Origin of the sequence: Corticimicrobacter sp. (assembly GCF_040137905.1) — a bacterium.
Lineage (GTDB): Bacteria > Pseudomonadota > Gammaproteobacteria > Burkholderiales > Burkholderiaceae_B > Corticimicrobacter.
The window spans coordinates 64,240-81,757 of record NZ_JBEFDG010000053.1 but is presented as its reverse complement, the minus strand read 5'-3'; the positions used below and the strand labels follow the sequence as shown (position 1 = coordinate 81,757).

The 17,518-nt window shown below is 63.6% G+C and carries 15 protein-coding genes; 7 read left to right on the top strand and 8 right to left on the bottom strand.

The annotated features are described in order from the left end of the window. The coding region (locus ABN482_RS09385; protein WP_349503737.1) for a TonB-dependent receptor domain-containing protein at positions 1-915 on the top strand (915 nt) is incomplete at its 5' end. Positions 916-1,131: 216 nt separating this feature from the next. Here ABN482_RS09385 and gabD read toward each other — a convergent pair. The 6 genes from gabD to gabT all read right to left on the bottom strand — a co-directional run bounded on the left by gabD (position 1,132) and on the right by gabT (position 8,479). Beyond that, positions 1,132-2,592, bottom strand: a complete 1,461-nt coding sequence (gabD, locus tag ABN482_RS09380) for an NADP-dependent succinate-semialdehyde dehydrogenase (RefSeq protein WP_349503736.1) — start codon at positions 2,590-2,592, stop codon at positions 1,132-1,134. Positions 2,593-2,629: 37 nt separating this feature from the next. Next, the gene (locus tag ABN482_RS09375; protein WP_349503735.1) at positions 2,630-3,472 is read right to left on the bottom strand and encodes an ABC transporter permease; all 843 of its coding nucleotides are present in this window, start codon (positions 3,470-3,472) and stop codon (positions 2,630-2,632) included. Positions 3,473-3,496: 24 nt separating this feature from the next. After that, positions 3,497-4,762, bottom strand: coding sequence for an ABC transporter permease (locus tag ABN482_RS09370; RefSeq protein ID WP_349503734.1), 1,266 nt, complete (start codon positions 4,760-4,762; stop codon positions 3,497-3,499). Between the two features lie 97 nt (positions 4,763-4,859). Next, entirely contained in the window at positions 4,860-5,903 is a 1,044-nt protein-coding gene (locus ABN482_RS09365) for an ABC transporter substrate-binding protein (protein ID WP_239990053.1), read from the bottom strand. Between the two features lie 135 nt (positions 5,904-6,038). Continuing rightward, positions 6,039-7,148, bottom strand: coding sequence for an ABC transporter ATP-binding protein (locus ABN482_RS09360; protein ID WP_349503733.1), 1,110 nt, complete (start codon positions 7,146-7,148; stop codon positions 6,039-6,041). Between the two features lie 71 nt (positions 7,149-7,219). Further along, positions 7,220-8,479, bottom strand: a complete 1,260-nt coding sequence (gene gabT, locus ABN482_RS09355) for a 4-aminobutyrate--2-oxoglutarate transaminase (RefSeq protein ID WP_349503732.1) — start codon at positions 8,477-8,479, stop codon at positions 7,220-7,222. A 217-nt stretch (positions 8,480-8,696) separates the two neighbouring features. On the opposite strand from gabT, the gene pdxR reads away from it, so the two are divergent. From pdxR to fmt, 3 genes are all read left to right on the top strand, one after another. Beyond that, positions 8,697-10,205: a MocR-like pyridoxine biosynthesis transcription factor PdxR gene (pdxR, locus tag ABN482_RS09350; RefSeq protein ID WP_349503731.1), complete on the top strand. Its 1,509-nt coding sequence runs from the start codon at positions 8,697-8,699 to the stop codon at positions 10,203-10,205. 47 nt (positions 10,206-10,252) lie between these two features. Beyond that, positions 10,253-10,765, top strand: a complete 513-nt coding sequence (def, locus tag ABN482_RS09345; RefSeq protein WP_349503730.1) for a peptide deformylase — start codon at positions 10,253-10,255, stop codon at positions 10,763-10,765. Positions 10,766-10,854: 89 nt separating this feature from the next. Further along, positions 10,855-11,790: a methionyl-tRNA formyltransferase gene (gene fmt, locus ABN482_RS09340; protein WP_349503729.1), complete on the top strand. Its 936-nt coding sequence runs from the start codon at positions 10,855-10,857 to the stop codon at positions 11,788-11,790. A 63-nt stretch (positions 11,791-11,853) separates the two neighbouring features. On the opposite strand, the gene ABN482_RS09335 is transcribed toward fmt, so the two are convergent. Then, positions 11,854-12,678 (bottom strand): mechanosensitive ion channel family protein, encoded by an 825-nt coding sequence (locus ABN482_RS09335; protein WP_349503728.1) that lies wholly within the window; start codon positions 12,676-12,678, stop codon positions 11,854-11,856. A gap of 58 nt (positions 12,679-12,736) precedes the next feature. Then, the gene (locus ABN482_RS09330; protein ID WP_349503727.1) at positions 12,737-13,120 is read right to left on the bottom strand and encodes a SirB2 family protein; all 384 of its coding nucleotides are present in this window, start codon (positions 13,118-13,120) and stop codon (positions 12,737-12,739) included. Between the two features lie 67 nt (positions 13,121-13,187). Here ABN482_RS09330 and rsmB point away from each other — a divergent pair, with 67 nt between their 5' ends. The 3 genes from rsmB to ABN482_RS09315 are packed head-to-tail and all read left to right on the top strand — an operon-like array spanning position 13,188 to position 17,509. Continuing rightward, positions 13,188-14,531: a 16S rRNA (cytosine(967)-C(5))-methyltransferase RsmB gene (gene rsmB / locus ABN482_RS09325; protein WP_349503726.1), complete on the top strand. Its 1,344-nt coding sequence runs from the start codon at positions 13,188-13,190 to the stop codon at positions 14,529-14,531. A 45-nt stretch (positions 14,532-14,576) separates the two neighbouring features. Further along, a complete protein-coding gene (locus tag ABN482_RS09320; RefSeq protein ID WP_349503725.1) occupies positions 14,577-15,155 on the top strand; it encodes a DUF4390 domain-containing protein in 579 nt (192 codons plus the stop codon). After that, positions 15,155-17,509 (top strand): sensor histidine kinase, encoded by a 2,355-nt coding sequence (locus ABN482_RS09315; protein ID WP_349503724.1) that lies wholly within the window; start codon positions 15,155-15,157, stop codon positions 17,507-17,509. Before ABN482_RS09320 ends, ABN482_RS09315 begins: the two co-directional genes overlap by 1 nt. Positions 17,510-17,518 lie beyond the last annotated feature (9 nt).

Here is a 17,518-nt window from a genome sequence, read left to right as displayed (position 1 = left end):
GCGCTTTTCGTACAGGATGAATGGAGCCTGACAGACAATACCGTGCTGACGGCAGGGTTGCGCAATACCTGGACGCGTGTCGAACTCGACAGGTCTGACCGCTATCCCGATCGCACCAACAGCAGCAGCACCAGCCGTCCTGTCGCCAGCCTGGGGGTGGTGTATTCCGGAATTGAAAATACCCAGTTGCGCGCCCTGTTCTCGCAGGGCTTTCGCAATCCCAACATGTATATCAGCTACATGGGCTCCAGCAACGGGAACCGTCACGTCCTGCCCAATCCGGACCTGAAGGCGGAAAAATCCAATAACTACGAAATTGGTGCCCGCTACAACAATGGCAACCTGGACGCCGATCTCAGCCTGTTCTACAGCGACATCCGTGATGGCATCCGGATGGTGACGCTGCGTCGTGGGCCAGGTGGCGTCGAGATGCAGAACCAGAACGATGACAAGACCCGCAGCTATGGTGCCGAACTGGCCGTCAGCTATGCCATCGACGGGACCGGCTTCACGCCCTATGCCAATCTCAGCCTGCTGCGCTACAAAACCATCAAGCGCGGGTTCTCGACCACGGACAACGGTGTGCCTTCGGCCTGGGGTACGCTGGGCCTGAAATGGGAAACCAACCTGCAGGATGGCAGCAACCTGTTTGCCGACGGGCAACTGGTCACGTCGCGTGGCGCACACTCGGAAATCGTCAACGACCTGACGGGTGTGGCTTCGGGCAGTGAGTACCGCTCCGGCTGGAGTGTTGCCAACCTGACGGTGGGACTGCAGAAGAAAACCTCCACCCTGACCTACAACGCCACGCTCAGTCTGCGCAACCTGTTTGACCGCAGCTATACGCCTGCACCGGGCGGCTACCTGCCCGAGCCGGGCCGGCATGTGGTGGCTACGATGGGCATCGAGTTCTGATCGGCATGACCCCATGAAAAAAGCGATCCTGGCCGTGTGGCAGGATCGCTTTTTTTGTCACCGGGCCGCCCCAAGACAAAAAGCGCCCCCCTGGGAGGCAGCGCCGGCGCGCAGCGACAAGCGTGGGGGTGTTTTTTGGATGAGAACCCGGATATGGGTTCAGATTCTCATGCGGCTGCCTGGGCTGTGGTCTGGCAGCCGCATGGTTGCTTATCTTCAGGCACCCATGCCGCCCAGGCACAGATACTTGACCACCAGGTAGTCGTCCATGCCATAGCGCGAGCCCTCGCGGCCCAGGCCCGACTGCTTGACACCGCCGAAGGGCGCGACCTCGTTCGAGATCAGGCCGGTGTTGATGCCGACCATGCCGTATTCGAGTGCTTCGGCCACGCGCCAGACGCGCTGGATGTTGTTGCTGTAGAAATAGCTGGCGAGACCGAACTCGGTATCGTTGGCCATGGCGATCACATCTTCATCGGTCTTGAAGCGGAACAGCGGGGCCAGCGGGCCGAAGGTTTCCTCGCGGGCCACGCGCATCTCGGGGGTGGCACCCACCACCACGGTCGGCTCGAAAAAGGAATGGCCCAGTGCGTGCGGCTTGCCGCCGACCAGCACCTTGCCGCCCTTGGCGACGGCATCCTCGATGTGTTCCTGCACCTTGGCCAGGGCGGCATCGTCGATCAGCGGTCCCAGGTCGACACCCTTGTCGGTCCCGTTGCCCACCCGCAGCTTGCCGACGGCAGCGGCGAGTTTTTCGGCAAAGGCGTCGTACACGCCATCCTGCACATACAGGCGGTTGGCGCAGACGCAGGTCTGGCCGGCATTGCGGTACTTGGAAGCAATGGCTCCCTCGACGGCGGCATCCAGGTCGGCATCGTCGAACACGATGAACGGCGCGTTGCCGCCCAGTTCGAGCGACAGCTTCTTGATCGTGTCGGCACTCTGGCGGAACAGCAGGCGACCGACTTCGGTGGAGCCGGTAAAGGTCAGCTTGCGCACGGTCGGGTTGGAGGTCATCTCGCCGCCGATGGCACGGGCCTCGCCGGTGACGACGCTGAAAATCCCGGCCGGGATGCCGGCTTCCTCGCCCAGCACGGCCAGCGCGAGCGCCGACAGCGGCGTGGCCTCGGCCGGCTTGAGCACCATCGGGCAGCCGGCAGCCAGCGCCGGCCCGGCCTTGCGGGTGATCATGGCGGAGGGGAAATTCCACGGTGTGATCGCGGCGCAGACCCCGATGGGCTCCTTGACGACGATCAGGCGACGGTCGGCTGCTGGCGTGGCCAGGGTGTCGCCCTGCACGCGCTTGCCTTCCTCGGCAAACCATTCCAGGAATGAGGCGGCGTAGACGATCTCGCCACGCGCTTCGGCCAGCGGTTTGCCTTGCTCTGCCGTCATGATGGCCGCCAGGTCATCGGCATTGGCCAGCATCAATTCATACCAGCGGCGCAGGATGGCGCAGCGCGCCTTGGCGGTCAGGCGCCGCCAGGCTGGCCAGGCGGCATTGGCCGCTTCGATGGCCCGGCGTGTCTCGGCCTGGCCCATGCGGGGCACGTGGGCGACGACTTCGCCGGTGGCCGGGTTGCGGACTTCGACGGTATTGCCCTGGTCAGCATCGATCCACTGGCCATTGATATAGGCCTGTTGACGCAGGAGTTGTGGGTTCTTTAGCGAAAGCATGGCATTCCTCTGAGGCAAGGGGGATGTACGCGAGGGGTCAGGCGCTCATCCGGGTTTTCTGGCTGATGCGACCGCGCAGCCATTCGAGCACCAGCAGCAGGCTGGTCGACAGCACGATCAGGATCGTTGCCAGCGCGGCAATGGTCGGGCTGATGTTTTCTCTGATGCCTGTAAACATCTGGCGCGGCAGCGTGACCTGCTCGGCACCTGCCAGGAACAGCGTGACCACCACTTCGTCGAACGAGGTGGCAAAGGCAAATAATGCACCCGAAATGATGCCCGGCGCAATCAGCGGCAGGGTGATCCGGAAAAAGGTGTACAGCCGGCCCGCGCCCAGCGACAGGCTGGCCCGCACCAGATTGTGGTTAAAGCCCTGCAGCGTGGCCAGCACCGTGGTCAGCACGAAGGGGGCACCCAGCGCGGCGTGTGCCAGGATCAGCGCGGTGTAGCTGTCGGACAGGCCCAGCGGGGCAAAGAACAGGTACATGCCGACACCGACCACGATCACCGGCACGATCATGGGCGAGATCAGGATCGCCATCAGCAGGCCCTTGCCGCGGAACTCGGCCTTGACCAGTCCGGTGGCGGCCAGGGTGCCCAGCACCGTGGCGATGGCGGTGGCGGCCGGCGCGACGATGAAGCTGTTCTTGGCGGCGCGTATCCATTCGGGAGCCTCGAGCAGGTTCTCGTACCAGCGCAGAGAAAAGCCCGGGATCGGATAGGCCAGGAAACTGCTGCTGGAGAAAGACAGCGGCACGATGGCCATGATGGGTAAAACCAGGTACAGCAGGATCAGCACGCAGATGACGCGCAGCGCCACGTACCAGATGCGTTCGGACCACAGCATGCTGGGCGGGAAGTCGGGTATCAGTCGTTTCATGGTCAGTCCTTGTTCCGGGCCGGGTCAGCGTGCCGTTGCCTGGGCACCGGGGCGGGTGATGCGCTGGTAAACGGCGTACAGCACCAGCGTGGCGGCCAGCAGCAGAGCGCCCAGCGCGCAGGCCATGCCCCAGTTCACCACCGTGTTGGTGAAGTAGGCGATGTAATAGCTCACCATCTGGTCATTGGGGCCGCCCAGCAGGGCCGGGGTGATGTAGTAGCCGATGGTGGTGATGAAAACCAGCAGGGCACCCGCTGCCACGCCGGCATAGGTCTGCGGCACATAGACCTTCCAGAAGGCGGCGAACGGATGGCTGCCGAGCGAGATGGCAGCGCGCTGATAGGTGGGCGGGATGGACTTCATCACGCTGTAGAGCGGCAGAATCATGAAGGGCAGCATGATGTGCACCATCGAGATGTAGATGCCAGGACGGTGGAACAGCAGCAGCAAGGGCTGATCGATCAGGCCCAGTGCCTGCAGGCCGCTGTTGATCAGGCCGGATTGCTGCAGCAGCACGTTCCAGGCGGCGATGCGCACCAGTACCGAGGTCCAGAACGGAATCAGCACGCAGATCATCACCAGGTTGGCACCCCGCGCCGACAGCGTCGAGGCCCAGTAGGCCAGCGGAAAGGCAATCAGCAGTGTGATCAGGGTCGAGACCAGGCCGATCCATAGCGTGCGGCCGAAAATGTCGAGATAGATGGCGCTGTCGGGATCGGCCGGGATGATGCTGCCGAAATTGTCCTGCTGGCGATCCAGCGAGGCCAGCAGGTAGGAGGCCGTATGCGGTGAGGCATGCTTGGCGATGGCCTGCCAGTATTCGACCTTGCCCCAGCGCTCGTCCAGCGCGATCAGCGCCGTGCGGGCGTCGCCTTCGAGGGGCATGGCGCGGGCCGTTTTGGTGACCAGCGAGCGGTAGCCGCTGATCTCGTTGTTCAGCCGCCGTGCCAGGTTGCCGATCAGGGCGGCACCGGTTTCGCGAGATTGCTGCAGGTCGAGGGCCAGCGCATCGTAGGCAGGCTGCCCGGGCAGGTCCTTGCGGCTCCAGTCATGCAGCGCTGCCACGGTGTTGGGCAGTGCATTGGCGACTTCGGGATTGGCTACGGCACGCTGCAGCAGGGTGCCGATCGGCACCAGGAAAATGACCAGTACGAATACCGCCAGCGGAGCGATCAGCAGCAGCGCCTGGCTCTTGCGGCGCCACTCGGCCATGCGCAGTTCGCGCTTGAGCTGGCGCATGTCCGGCTCGGCGGTGGACAGGCCCGGTGCAAGGACGGCTTGGTGGTTCATGATGACTCCGGAAAGCGGCAGAACGGGTGTCTCGGGCAGTGTCCGGCAGGGCGGCGGTGTGCATGGCGCACCGTCCTGCCGGACGGCCCTTCAGGGTTTAGCGGGCGGCCCAGGCGGTGAAGCGCTGTTGCAGCTCTTCGCCGTGGTCGGTCCAGAACTCACCGTTCATCAGCACGCCGACCGACGCGTTGGCGGGTGCGCTGGGCAGGTCGGCCAGCACCTTGGCGTCGAGGTTTTCGAGCGCCTTGACGTTGACCGGCCCGTAGGCGATGTTCTGGGCGTAGACCGTCTGGTTCTCGGGTTGGCTGGCATGCTTGATGAAGTCATAGGCCAGATCGGTGTTGGGCGTGCCTTCCGGGATGACCCAGTAGTCCAGGTCATAGATGCCGCCATTCCAGGCCACGGCCAGCGGACGGCCTTCACGACGGGCTGCATCGATGCGGCCGTTGAAGGCAGTGGACATCACCACGTCGCCGGCAACCAGGAATTGCGGAGGCTGTGCGCCGGCTTCCCACCACTGGATGTGCGGCTTGAGTTCGTCCAGCTTCTTGAAGGCGCGATCCACGCCTTCCTTGGTGGCTAGTACCTCGTAGACGTCCTTGGCGGGCACGCCGTCGGCCATCAGGGCAAACTCGAGGTTGTACAGCGCCTGCTTGCGCATGCCGCGCTTGCCGGGGAATTTCTCGATATCCCAGAAATCGGCCCAACTGGTCGGTGCGGTCTTGAGCTTGTCGGCATCGTAGGCCAGCACGGTGGACCAGACGAAGGTGCCGACGCCGCATTCGGTCACGGCTTCGGGAATGAAGTCGGCCTTGTCGCCCACGCGGCTCCAGTCGATACGCTGGTACAGTCCTTCGTCGCAGCCACGGGTCAGGTCGCCGGTCTCGACTTCGACCACGTCCCAGGTGACATTGCCGGCTTCGACCATGGCCTTGACCCGGGCCTGCTCACCGTTGTACTCGACTCCGATGATGCGGTTGCCGGTCGCTTTTTCGAAGGTATCCACATAGGCCGTTTTCTGGGCATTGCCATTGGCACCCCCGAAGTTGACGACCGTCAGGTCCTTGGCGCTGGCCCCGAAGGCCAGGCATGCGGTTGCGGAGAGGAAACACACTTGACGCAGAGAGAACGGGAAAGCCATGGTAATACCCCCTTGTGTTTTATGCGGAAAGGCGTGTCTGGTGACACGGTGCTGCAGGATTGCTGTGATGACAGAGGTGGATGCAAAGCGGACTGCGGAAAATCGTGAAGCGTCTATGCGAGGCTGTACCGGTACTCAGGCGTAGATGCGCAGGTGCTCGGGCAGGAATTCCAGCGTGACCGGCGTATCCACGGTCATGCGATCCAGTCCGGGCGTGCCCAGCGGCACCTTGACGAAGCACTGGGACTGGCCAGGCAAGGTGCATTGCAGGCGCACATGGTCGCCGAAGTAGATCAGGCTGGAAACGGTACAGTTCAGGCGTTGCAGGCCTGGGGTGACGGCACTGTCTGCGGTGACCAGGCGCATGCGCTCCGGACGGATGCTGGCAGTCGCCGGCTGGCCGGCGGCAAACGTGCCGATCAGGCGACCATGCACGGTCTGTCCATCGGGCAGGGCCAGGGCGCAAGTGTCCGCATCCTGCTGAGTCAGCTTGCCAGCGAGGCGGTTGCTGTCGCCGATGAAGCCGGCCACGAACAGGTTGTCGGGTGTTTCGTAGAGGGCATCGACCGGGTCGATCTGCTGGATGATGCCCTGGTCGAACACGGCGACCCGGTCACTCATGGTGAGGGCTTCGTTCTGGTCGTGCGTGACATAGACGAACGTCATGCCGAGCTGGCTGTGCAGGGCCTTGAGTTCGATCTGCATGTGTTCGCGCAACTGTTTGTCGAGCGCGCCCAGCGGCTCGTCCATCAGCACCAGCTGCGGCTTGAAAACCAGGGCGCGGGCCAGCGCGATGCGCTGCTGCTGGCCACCCGAGAGCTGGGCCGGATAACGGTCGCCGAATTTTTCCATGTGGACCATGGCCAGAGCTTCCATGATCCGCGTCTTGCGCTCGGCGGCAGACATGCCACGTACCTGCAGCGGATAGCCGACATTCTGCGCCACGGTCAGGTGCGGGAACAGGGCATAGTTCTGGAACACCATGCCGATATTGCGCTTGTGCGGCGGCACCCGGTTGAGCAACTGGTCGCCCAGCCGGATTTCGCCGCCGGTGGGGAATTCGAATCCGGCCAGCATCATCAGGCAGGTGGTCTTGCCCGAACCTGACGGGCCCAGCAGCGTCAGGAACTCGCCCTTGTAGATATCGAGGTCGAGGCTTTTGACGACGAGATTCTCGCCGTCGTAGGTTTTCTTGACGCCGCGAAAGCTGACGAGCACGTCCTGGCTGGCGGAAGAGTGGGTCATGATGCGAATTCCCCTTGGTAGTATCGGTATCGAGCGCTTTTATTATGGAGGTTGCGCCTGCCTGCTGGCGATCAGCCGCGCAGGGCGGCCTCCAGAATCTCCAGCGCTTCATCGAAGACGGCGTCCTCGATGGTCAGCGGGAACAGGAAACGGATGACGTTGCCGTAGGCACCGCAGGTCAGCAACAGCAGGCCGCGTTCCAGTGCGCGGGCCTGCACGGCCTTGGCGAAGTCGGCGTCGGGCTGCTCGTGCGTGCCGAACTCCACTGCGATCATGCCGCCCAGTCCGCGCACATCGCTGATCTGCGGCACGCTGGCACGCAGCCCTTCGAGTCGCTGGCGCAGGCGATCGCCCAGGCGCTGGCTGCGGCCGGTCAGGTCTTCGTCGGCGATGATGTCGAGTACGGCATGGGCAGCGGCCACCGACAGCGGGTTGCCGGCGTAGGTGCCGCCCAGTCCGCCCGGTGCGGGCGCATCCATGATCTCGGCGCGGCCGCAGACGCCCGACAGCGGCATGCCGCCGGCCAGGCTCTTGGCGAAGGTGATCAGGTCGGGCAGGACGTCGAAGTGCTCACTGGCAAACAGCTTGCCGGTCCGTGCAAAGCCGGTCTGCACTTCGTCGGCGATCAGCAGGATGCCGTACTGGTCGCAGATCTCGCGCAGGGCACGGAAGAATGCCGGCGGTACCGGGTTGAAGCCACCTTCGCCCTGTACAGGCTCGATGATGATGGCGGCCACGCGGGTGGCTTCGATGTCGGCCTTGAAAAGTTGCTGCAGGGCGTGGACGGCCTGTTCCTGCGTAACGCCGTGCAGGTCGCTGGGGAACGGCAGGTGGTGCACGTCGCCCGGAAAGGGGCCGAAGCCGATCTTGTAGGGGGCGACCTTGCCGGTCAGTGCCAGCGTCAGCAGGGTGCGGCCGTGGAAACCACCGTTGAAGGCGATGACGCCGGGGCGGCCGGTGGCGGCACGGGCGATCTTGACGGCATTTTCGACGGCTTCGGCACCGGTCGTGAAGAATGCGGTCTTCTTGGCATGAGAACCGGGTGTGACAGCGTTGATGCGCTCGGCCAGGCCGATATAGGATTCGTACGGCACGATCTGGTAGGCCGTATGCGTGAAGCGTTCGAGCTGGGCCGAGATGGCTTCGACGATGCGCGGGTGGCGATGGCCGGTATTGAGCACGGCGATGCCGGCCGCGAAGTCGATATAGCGCTTGCCTTCGACATCCCACAGTTCGGCGTTGAGTGCGCGGTCGGCGTAGAAAGAGCACATTACGCCAACGCCACGCGGGGAGGCGGCAAGGCGGCGTTGTTGCAATGACTGGTTATCCATGTTGGCTCCTGGTTCGGAAATGTTTTCCTGCAGCGATGTCCGCCCGGGCATCGGTTTATGGGCGTGCAGGAACAGTGTCTGCGGCTCAGTATAATGATGCGTGGATCTTTGGATTAGATCCAATTTTTATGTTTTGATAGGGCCACTCATTTCTCTAAGGGTTTGTACTAATTAGGGTTTTTGCGGATGGCACCTGTTTTTTGTGGTGGGGTAATGCATGGATCCAACCCTGTCGGAATGGCTGGCTGCACAACTATCGGAACCGTCCGATGAGCCTGCCTATCGCCGGCTGACGCACCTGTTCAAGCAGGCCATTCTCTCCGGTCAGATCGGTGGCGGTACCCGCCTGCCCTCGTCCCGCGCATTGGGGCAGGATCTGGGCATTGCCCGCAATACCGTGACTCATGTCTACGAGCAGTTGCAGGCAGAAGGCTATGTCCAGACGCAGACCGGCAGCGGTACCTATGTGGCCGATACCAGCCCGGACATGAGCGGGGCAGCGGTGCGCAGCCGGCAAAGCCATCACGCGGCACGCGATCACCAGCGACTGTCGCGGCGCGGGCGGCGCACGATCGAACTGTCCGGCGTCAGCAAAGTGCAGTGGGGCGCGTTCATGCCCGGCGTGCCGGACGTGACGGAGTTTCCCGTCAAGGTCTGGACCCGCCTGCAGAATCGCATCTGGCGTGGTGCCCGGCCAGAGCAGATGACGTATGCGCAAGGTGGCGGCTATCCGCCGCTCAGGCGCGCCCTGGCCGAATACCTGCGGGTGTCGCGAGCGGCCAATTGCCAGTCCGAGCAGGTCATCATGACCACGGGCATCCACCAGTCGCTGGACCTGGCGATCCGCATGCTGTGCGATGTGGGGGACGAGGTCTGGGTGGAAGACCCCTGCTACTGGGGCGTGCGCAATCTGCTGCTGTCGTCCGGGCTGACGCCCGTGCCGATTCCGGTGGACGGCGAGGGCATCAATCCGTCTGCGCAGCAATTGGCGCGGCCACCGCGCATGATCATCTGCACGCCTTCGCACCAGTATCCGCTGGGGTGCGTCATGAGCCTGGCGCGCCGCCGCATGCTGCTCGAATACGCCCGCCTGCATGGCTGCTGGATCGTCGAGGATGATTACGACAGCGAGTTTCGCTATGGCATCTCGCCGCTGGCCTCGCTGCAGGGGCTCGATCAGCACGGTAACGTGATCTATGTGGGCAGTTTCAGCAAGGTACTGTTTCCCGGCCTGCGGGTCGGCTACATGGTGGTGCCGGACTCGATGGCCGACCTGTTTGCGCTGGGGCTGGCCGATCTCTACCGCGAAGGCCAGACCATGCTGCATGCCACGCTGGCCGAATTCATCTACGAAGGCTACCTGGGTACGCACATCCGGCGCATGCGGGGGCTGTACGCGGAACGGCGCGATATCCTGACGCGCGCCGTGCGCAGTCGCTACGATGACCGGCTGCCGATCCTGGGGGATGAAGCCGGCCTGCATCTGGTGCTGGCGCTGCCGCATTTGCAGGATGATTTCGGCGTCGTGCGCCAGGCCCTGGAGCGCGGCATCGTGGTGCGTCCGCTGCGCACCTACTACAGCTCGGCCAGCACGGCGCAGTCGGGGTTGCTGATGGGCTATGCCTGTGTGCCGCACGAGCGCATCGGGCCGGCCTTCGAAACGCTGGCGGAAGTGATTGACCACTGCAGCAAGGAAAAAGCCGGCATCTCCATGCAAACCAGCTAAAATTTGGTCATCCACCGAATACCGCAGGGTTCCTGCATACAGAACACATGGCTCTACTTTCCATTCTCCGTTATCCCGATCCGCGCCTGCACAAAATCGCCAAGCCGGTTGCCGTGGTCGATGACCGTATTCGCCAGTTGGTGCGTGACATGGCTGAAACCATGTACGATGCGCCGGGCGTCGGCTTGGCAGCAACCCAGATCGATGTGCACGAACGCCTCATCGTGATTGACGTCTCGGAAAATCATGATGATCTGTTGGTGCTGATCAATCCCGAGATTACCTGGCGCAGCAACGAGTGCCAGACCTTCGAGGAAGGTTGCCTGTCGGTACCCGGCATCTACGACGAGGTCGAACGGCCGGCCCAGATCCGCTTCAGGGCGCTCGATGCCGACGGCAATCCGTATGAAAAAGAGGCAGACGGCCTGCTGGCTGTCTGCGTCCAGCACGAAATCGATCATCTGGATGGCAAGGTGTTTGTCGAATACCTTTCGCCGCTCAAGCAGAACCGCATCCGCACCAAGATGCGCAAGCAGGAACGCCAGGCTGAGCGTGTCTGAGGCGGGTGGCCCGTTCAGTTTGAGGTAACTCGTCCGTCTACCCTGTTCACCGGCTGCCATGGCAGCCCTGTTTTTTCAGGAATCGCGCCATGCGTATCGTATTTGCCGGCACGCCGGAGTTCGCCCGTGTGGCATTGGAAGCGCTGCGCGTTGCCGGCCATGAAATCGTGCTGGTCATGACCCAGCCGGATCGTCCTGCCGGGCGGGGCATGAAACTGACCCCCAGTCCGGTCAAGCAGGCGGCGCTGGACGCGGGTATCCCGGTTGCCCAGCCTCGCAGCCTGAAGCTGGACGGCCGCTGGCCCGAAGAGGCGCAGGCCGCCCGGACAGAGCTGGAACGTCTGCAGCCCGATATCATGGTCGTGGCCGCCTATGGCCTGATCCTGCCGGCCTGGACACTGGCCCTGCCGCGCCTGGGCTGCCTGAATATCCACGCCAGCCTGTTGCCGCGCTGGCGCGGTGCTGCTCCGATCCAGCGGGCAATCGAGGCCGGCGATGCCGAAACGGGCGTGACCATCATGCAAATGGATGAAGGGCTGGATACCGGCGACATGCTGCTGGAGCAGCGCACGCCCATCGGCCCTGTGCAGACGGCAGCCGAACTGCACGACGTACTGGCGGTGCTGGGCGGTGCAGCGATCGTCGAAGCACTGGCGCGGCATGGTGAACTGGTCGCACGGCCTCAGCCCGAGGCTGGCGTGACCTACGCCGCCAAGCTGGACAAGGCAGAGGCGGCGCTTGATCTGTCCTTGCCTGCGGAGATATTGGCCCGGCGCATCCGCGCCTTCAATCCCGTACCGGGTGCCACGCTGGCCTTGCCTGGCGTGGAGCAACCGGTCAAGGTGTGGCAGGCATGTGCCTTGGCGCAGAACACTTCCCACAGCGCGGGTGAGGTCCTGGCCGTGTCACCGCAGGGTATCGATATCGCGACCGGGGATGGTGTGCTGCGCATCCTCGAACTGCAGAAGGCGGGGGGCAAGCGCCAGCCGGTGGCGGCGTTCATACAGGGCTGGCAGCGTCCGTAGTGATGATCCCGGCAGGCAGATCCGCATCGCAGGGCGCGGATCGCTTGCTCAGGAAATGCAGTCTTACGATTTTTCGATGGTCTTGATTTCGCGCACCGGGATCGGCAGCTTCAGGCCGGCCTCGTGCAGCGCCTGCGTGGCCGTGCGGTACAGATCGAAGCGCAGATCCCAGTAACGGTCGGCCTTGGCCCAGACCCGGATGTTGATGATGATGGCGTTTTCGCGGTAGTCGAAGGCCATGACCTGCGGCGCAGGATCCTTGAGCACCAGTTCGTGACCATTGACCAGTTCGGTCAGCTTGCCGATGGCCAGGTCCAGATCGTCGCCGTAGCGCACGCCGACCTGCAGGTCGAGACGACGGGTTTCGTTACGGCTGTAGTTGATGATGGGGCTGCCCCAGACCAGGCTGTTGGGGAGCACCACATGGATGCCGTCGATCTGGATCAGGCGGGTCATGAACAGGCCCACTTCGTCGACTGTGCCGTCACCATGCCCGGCGATGGAGACGAACTCGCCGGCCCGGATCGGACGCAGTGCCAGCAGCATGAAACCGGCGGCAATGTTCTGCAGGGTGCCTTGCAGGGCCAGGCCGATGGCCAGGCCGGCCGCGCCGAGCACGGCAATGATGCTGGCCGTCTGCACGCCGAAACGGGCCAGTACGGCGATCAGCACGAAAATCCGTACCGTCCATACCGTGATGCTGCGAAGGATGGGTACGATGGTCTGGTCGATGCGCGAAGACCTGGATGTCAGCCGGTGTACCCACCGGCCGGCAAAATCGGACAGGCTCCAGCCGACCACCAGGATGATCAGGGCGACCAGCAGGTTGAGGGCGAATGCCTCGACGGTAGGCATGGCGGATTGCAGGACGTTCAGGGTGTCAGACATGGACTCTCCGGAAGGGGGGATTCGGGAAATGATGCGCCCGGTGCTGGCGGGCAGTTGTTCAGGCCAGCCCCCAGGTTGCGCTGCGGGTGAAGGCCACGCCCAGGATGTAGCCGACACAGGCCAGTGCCGCGATCAGCCAGGGCAGGCGTACGCCGCGTGAAAGGCCGGCACGCAAAGCCTGCCGGCCCAGGTAGATATAGAGCAGCAGGGCAATGATCTTGGCCATCAGCCAGGCATGGTCCAGCGGATTGAAGCCGGCCAGTACCAGCAGCGTGATGGCCGAGGCCAGCAGACAGGTATCGATGATATGCGGCGCAATGCGCAGGGCGCGCGAGCCGCGCCAGCGATCGCTGCACAGCGCCAGCAGTCCGCGCAGGGCGAACAGGCCGATGCTGAGCAGGGCGAAGGTCATGTGGAGGTGGCGGATTGCGAGATACGTCATCGTGAGAACTGGATCAAATTGCGTTATGCTGCGGTGCGCTCTCCATATTAAACATTTTGTGTGTCCCGTGTCTGCCTATCCCGCCGCTGCATCTGCCAAGAATGACAAATCCGTCGCCCCTGCGCTATCCGACGTCTTGGGTGCGGTGGCCGTGGCCGTCAGCGAGGTGCATGCCGGCCGCTCCCTGAGTGAGGCTCTGGAACGTGTGCCGGCTGCGCTGCGACCCGCCACGCAGGATATCTGTTTCCATGTCATGCGTCGCCAGGGCTGGGCGCAGGCCGTGCGTAGCCGGCTGGTACCGCGCAAGCCGCCCGGCAAGGAACTGGATGCGCTGCTGCTGACAGCCCTGAGTCTGCTGGCCGAGAACGAAGAAGGGGCGGAGGCGGGGCCGCGCTATGCGCCGCATACTGTCGTGGATCAGGCCGTGCGCGCAGCGTCGGCCGACCGGCGCATGGCTCCGGCCAAGGGCATGGTCAATGCCGTGCTGCGGCGTTTCCTGCGCGAGCGCGACGAGGTCCAGGCTGATTTGCCCGACGAGGCCCACTGGAATTTTCCGCACTGGTGGATTGCACGCATGCAGCGTGCCTATCCGGACACCTGGCAGTCCTTGCTGCAGGAGGCCAACCGGCAGCCGCCGATGACGCTGCGTGTCAATCGTCGCCGCACTGCGCGTACCGATCTGCTGGCTCGTTTCGAGGCCGCGGGTATCGAAGCTAGCGCGCTGGGCGAGTCGGGTGTTCTGATGGCCCAGCCATTGCCGGTGGCACGGATTCCTGGCTTCCAGGAGGGCTGGTGGTCGGTCCAGGATCTGGGCGCGCAGATGGCCGCCCCGTTGCTGGGGGTTCGTGATGGCATGCGCGTGCTGGATGCCTGCGCCGCACCGGGAGGCAAGACGGCCCACCTGCTGGAATTGGCCGATGTCAGGCTGACGGCGCTGGACACCGATGCCGGTCGCCTGGCGCGGGTGGGGCAGAATCTGGATCGGCTCGGGCTGAGGGCACCGCGTGTGGACCTGCGGGCTGCCGATGCCGCCGACCCCGATGCATGGTGGGATGGCGAGCCTTATGATGCCATCCTGGCCGACGTGCCGTGTACGGCCTCGGGCATCGTGCGCCGGCATCCCGATATCCGCTGGTTGCGCCGGCGCGAGGATGTGGCCCGTACGGCCGCACTGCAGCAGCGTATCGTCGATGCCCTGTGGCGGACACTGGCTCCCGGTGGCCAGTTGCTGTACGTCACCTGTTCGATTTTTCCCGAAGAGGGGGAAATGCAGGCACAGGCATTTGCGGTCCGGCATGCCGATGCCACCAGGCTGGATGCACCGGGGCAACTGTTGCCGTTGCCTGAGCAGGGGCAGTCGAGGGCATTGCATGACGGGTTTTTCTACGCATTGTTTGCCAAGTCGCGCTGAATCACGAAAAATAGGCGGGATCGCGTTCGGAACCGGGGGGAGCAAATGGTGCGGAGCGTATGTGCCGGGTTTGTCTGGCTGATACTGCTGCTGGCGGCAACGCCAGGCTGGACATCGTCCGAACCGGTCGTCGAGCGTGCACGACTCTATCTTGCCGATGGTCACTGGCAACTGGATGCCGATTTCGATTTTTCTCTCAATCCGCAATTGCGGCAGGCGGCCGAGCGAGGCTTGCCGCTGCCCTTTACCATCGAGTTGCAGGTCACGCGCCAGCGCTGGTGGTGGCTGGATCGCAGCGTGATCGATGCCAGCCGGACCTGGCGCATTACCTATAACGCCCTGACCCGCCAATGGCGGGCCGGCGCGGGCGAATTGAACCTGCCCGTCGCCTCGCTGGAACAGGCCCTGGCCCTGGTCAGGCATGTCCGGCATTGGACGGTGGCACCGGATGAGGCGCTGGACCCGACCCTGTCCTATGAAGCACGGGTACGCCTGCGTATCGATACCTCCTACATGTCGCGTCCCTTGCAGATCGATGCGCTCAACAGCAATGCATGGGGTCTGGAAACCCCCTGGCAAACCGTCGAGATCGGCGTGGACAGCCTTGATCAGGAGGGGGAGTGATGAGCAGGGTGGTTCGCCTGATCTTATTGACCGGGGCTGTCAGTGGCCTGCTGCTGCTGGGATTGCTGGTCTGGTCCACTGGCAGTGCCTCGCGTTTTCAGGCTTATTACGATACCTTCCTGGTGCTCAATGGCATCCTGGCGCTGGCCCTGTTCGTCTGGGTCATTACCCTGACCGTCAAGCTGGTGCGCCAGGTGCGACGTCATCAGTTCGGTTCGAGGCTGACGGCACGCTTTGCGCTGGCTTTCGCCCTGATCGGCGTGCTGCCCGGTGCGCTGATCTATACCCTGTCGGTACAGTTCCTGTCCCGCTCGATCGAGTCCTGGTTCAACGTGCGCGTCGACAACGCACTCGAAGCCGGTCTGAACCTGGGACGTGCCGCCCTCGATTCCCAATTGAATGAGCTGCAGGCACGGGCCCGCTCCATGCGCCTGGCGCTGGGGCAATTGCCCGATGCCGAGCTGGCGACCGCGCTCAACCAGGCACGGGAACTGCATGGGGTGAACGAGGCCCTGGTCTTTACCGGCAACGGCCGTGCGCTGGCGTTTTCCACCGGGCTGTATGGCAACCTGCTGCCTGCACTGCCACCTCCTACCGTCCTGAGCCAGTTGCGGCTGTCCAATGGCTATGCTGCGGCAGAATCCGTCGAGGATGCCGCCGGCCAGGATTCGGGCGGATTGCAGTTGCGAGTCATCGTGCCGATCGATGGCCCGGAGCGGTACGACGGTTTGCTGGGGGCCATGAGCGAGCCGCGCTGGCTGCAACTGATCCAGCCTGTCCCCGAGCAGATTGCCCGCAACGCCAACCAGGTTCAGCAGGGCTTCCGTGACTACCAGGAGCTGGGACTGTCGCGCCTGGGGTTGCGCAAGCTCTACGGCATTACCCTGACGCTGGCCCTGATGCTGGCGGTGCTGTCGGCCATTGCCGTGGCGCTGTTCCTTTCCAAGCGGCTGGTCAGGCCCCTGCTGCGGCTGGCGGCCGGTACCCAGGCGGTCAGCGTGGGTGATTTCAGGCCCTTGCCCGAACCCTCTGCGCAGGATGAGGTCGGCCTGCTGACCCGGTCATTCAACGAGATGATGCGGCAGCTCTCGGAAGCGCAGCGACAGGTCGAGCGCAATCGCCATGAACTGGAGCGCTCCAACGCGTATCTCGAAAGCATCCTGTCCAACCTGTCGTCCGGCGTGCTGGTCTATGACGAAGGCTTCAGGGTCATGATGTTCAACGAAGGGGCGCGCAATATCCTCCAGGCCGATCTGCGTACCGTAATCGGACGGCCGCTGGAGACCGTGCCCGAGCTATTGGCGTTCGCCACGCGGATACGTCAGGCCTTTGCCGTGCAGGCAGCGGTCGAGTCCGAGCGGATGTACTGGCAACAGCAGTTCGAGCTGGAACTTTCCCGCGATGAGAACAGCGTGGCGACCGCCGAGCAGGGCGGGGGCTATGACACGGGACGTCAGTCGGGGTTGACCGTCCTGGCCCGAGGTACGCACCTCAAGGTGGATGGCCGTGGCAATGGCTATGTCGTGGTGTTCGATGACATCAGCGAAGTCATTTCGGCCAGCCGTGCAGTGGCCTGGGGAGAAGTGGCACGGCGCCTGGCCCACGAGATCAAGAACCCGCTCACGCCGATCCAGCTTTCTGCCGAGCGCATGGCGCTCAAGCTGGCCGGCAAGCTGCCCGAGCAGGAGGCCGGCATGCTGGCCCGTTCCACACAGACCATCATCAACCAGGTGGCCTCGCTCAAGCAGATGGTGGATGATTTTCGCGAGTATGCACGCACGCCACCGGCCACGATGCAGGCCATCGATCTCAATGCCCTGATCGCCGATGTGCTGGCGCTTTATGGCTGGGAGCCCGGGCAGGCCAAGGTATTGCACCAGAATGAGCGGCACCATGCATGGATCGAGGTGGAACTTGATCCAGGTCTGCCTGCGATCGAGGGAGATGCGACACAATTGCGGCAGATCATCCATAATCTGCTCAACAATGCCTGCGATGCCGTGATGGAGCGCGCAGGGCAGGATGGTTGTGTGCGTATTTCTACACGGGGCGCACAGGCCGGACTGTCTACAGGACTGGAGCAGCCGGTGGTACGGTTGGCCGTTTCGGACAACGGGCCGGGATTCCCGGCGCATGTCCTGCAGCGCGCCTTCGAACCCTACGTCACGACCAAGGCGCATGGTACGGGGCTGGGGCTGGCGATCGTTCGCAAGATCGTCGAAGAGCATGGGGCACGGATCGACCTGGCCAATCGAAGCGAGGGGGGGGCGCGGGTTACCATCCTGTTTACCCGCTTTCCGATGTCAGGGATAGACGCCACGCCGCAGGCACTGGATAATGCGGCAAAGCGATAAGGTGATAGG

What these genes read in the sequence shown, in the direction of transcription:
- ABN482_RS09315 (WP_349503724.1), top strand. Translation starts at nt 15,155, where the DNA reads ATGAGCAGGGTGGTTCGCCTGATCTTATTGACCGGGGCTGTCAGTGGC.
- ABN482_RS09365 (WP_239990053.1), bottom strand. Translation starts at nt 5,903, where the DNA reads ATGGCTTTCCCGTTCTCTCTGCGTCAAGTGTGTTTCCTCTCCGCAACC.
- ABN482_RS09335 (WP_349503728.1), bottom strand. Translation starts at nt 12,678, where the DNA reads ATGTCTGACACCCTGAACGTCCTGCAATCCGCCATGCCTACCGTCGAG.
- gabT (WP_349503732.1), bottom strand. Translation starts at nt 8,479, where the DNA reads ATGGATAACCAGTCATTGCAACAACGCCGCCTTGCCGCCTCCCCGCGT.
- ABN482_RS09320 (WP_349503725.1), top strand. Translation starts at nt 14,577, where the DNA reads ATGGTGCGGAGCGTATGTGCCGGGTTTGTCTGGCTGATACTGCTGCTG.
- def (WP_349503730.1), top strand. Translation starts at nt 10,253, where the DNA reads ATGGCTCTACTTTCCATTCTCCGTTATCCCGATCCGCGCCTGCACAAA.
- fmt (WP_349503729.1), top strand. Translation starts at nt 10,855, where the DNA reads ATGCGTATCGTATTTGCCGGCACGCCGGAGTTCGCCCGTGTGGCATTG.
- ABN482_RS09330 (WP_349503727.1), bottom strand. Translation starts at nt 13,120, where the DNA reads ATGACGTATCTCGCAATCCGCCACCTCCACATGACCTTCGCCCTGCTC.
- pdxR (WP_349503731.1), top strand. Translation starts at nt 8,697, where the DNA reads ATGGATCCAACCCTGTCGGAATGGCTGGCTGCACAACTATCGGAACCG.
- gabD (WP_349503736.1), bottom strand. Translation starts at nt 2,592, where the DNA reads ATGCTTTCGCTAAAGAACCCACAACTCCTGCGTCAACAGGCCTATATC.
- ABN482_RS09370 (WP_349503734.1), bottom strand. Translation starts at nt 4,762, where the DNA reads ATGAACCACCAAGCCGTCCTTGCACCGGGCCTGTCCACCGCCGAGCCG.
- ABN482_RS09360 (WP_349503733.1), bottom strand. Translation starts at nt 7,148, where the DNA reads ATGACCCACTCTTCCGCCAGCCAGGACGTGCTCGTCAGCTTTCGCGGC.
- ABN482_RS09375 (WP_349503735.1), bottom strand. Translation starts at nt 3,472, where the DNA reads ATGAAACGACTGATACCCGACTTCCCGCCCAGCATGCTGTGGTCCGAA.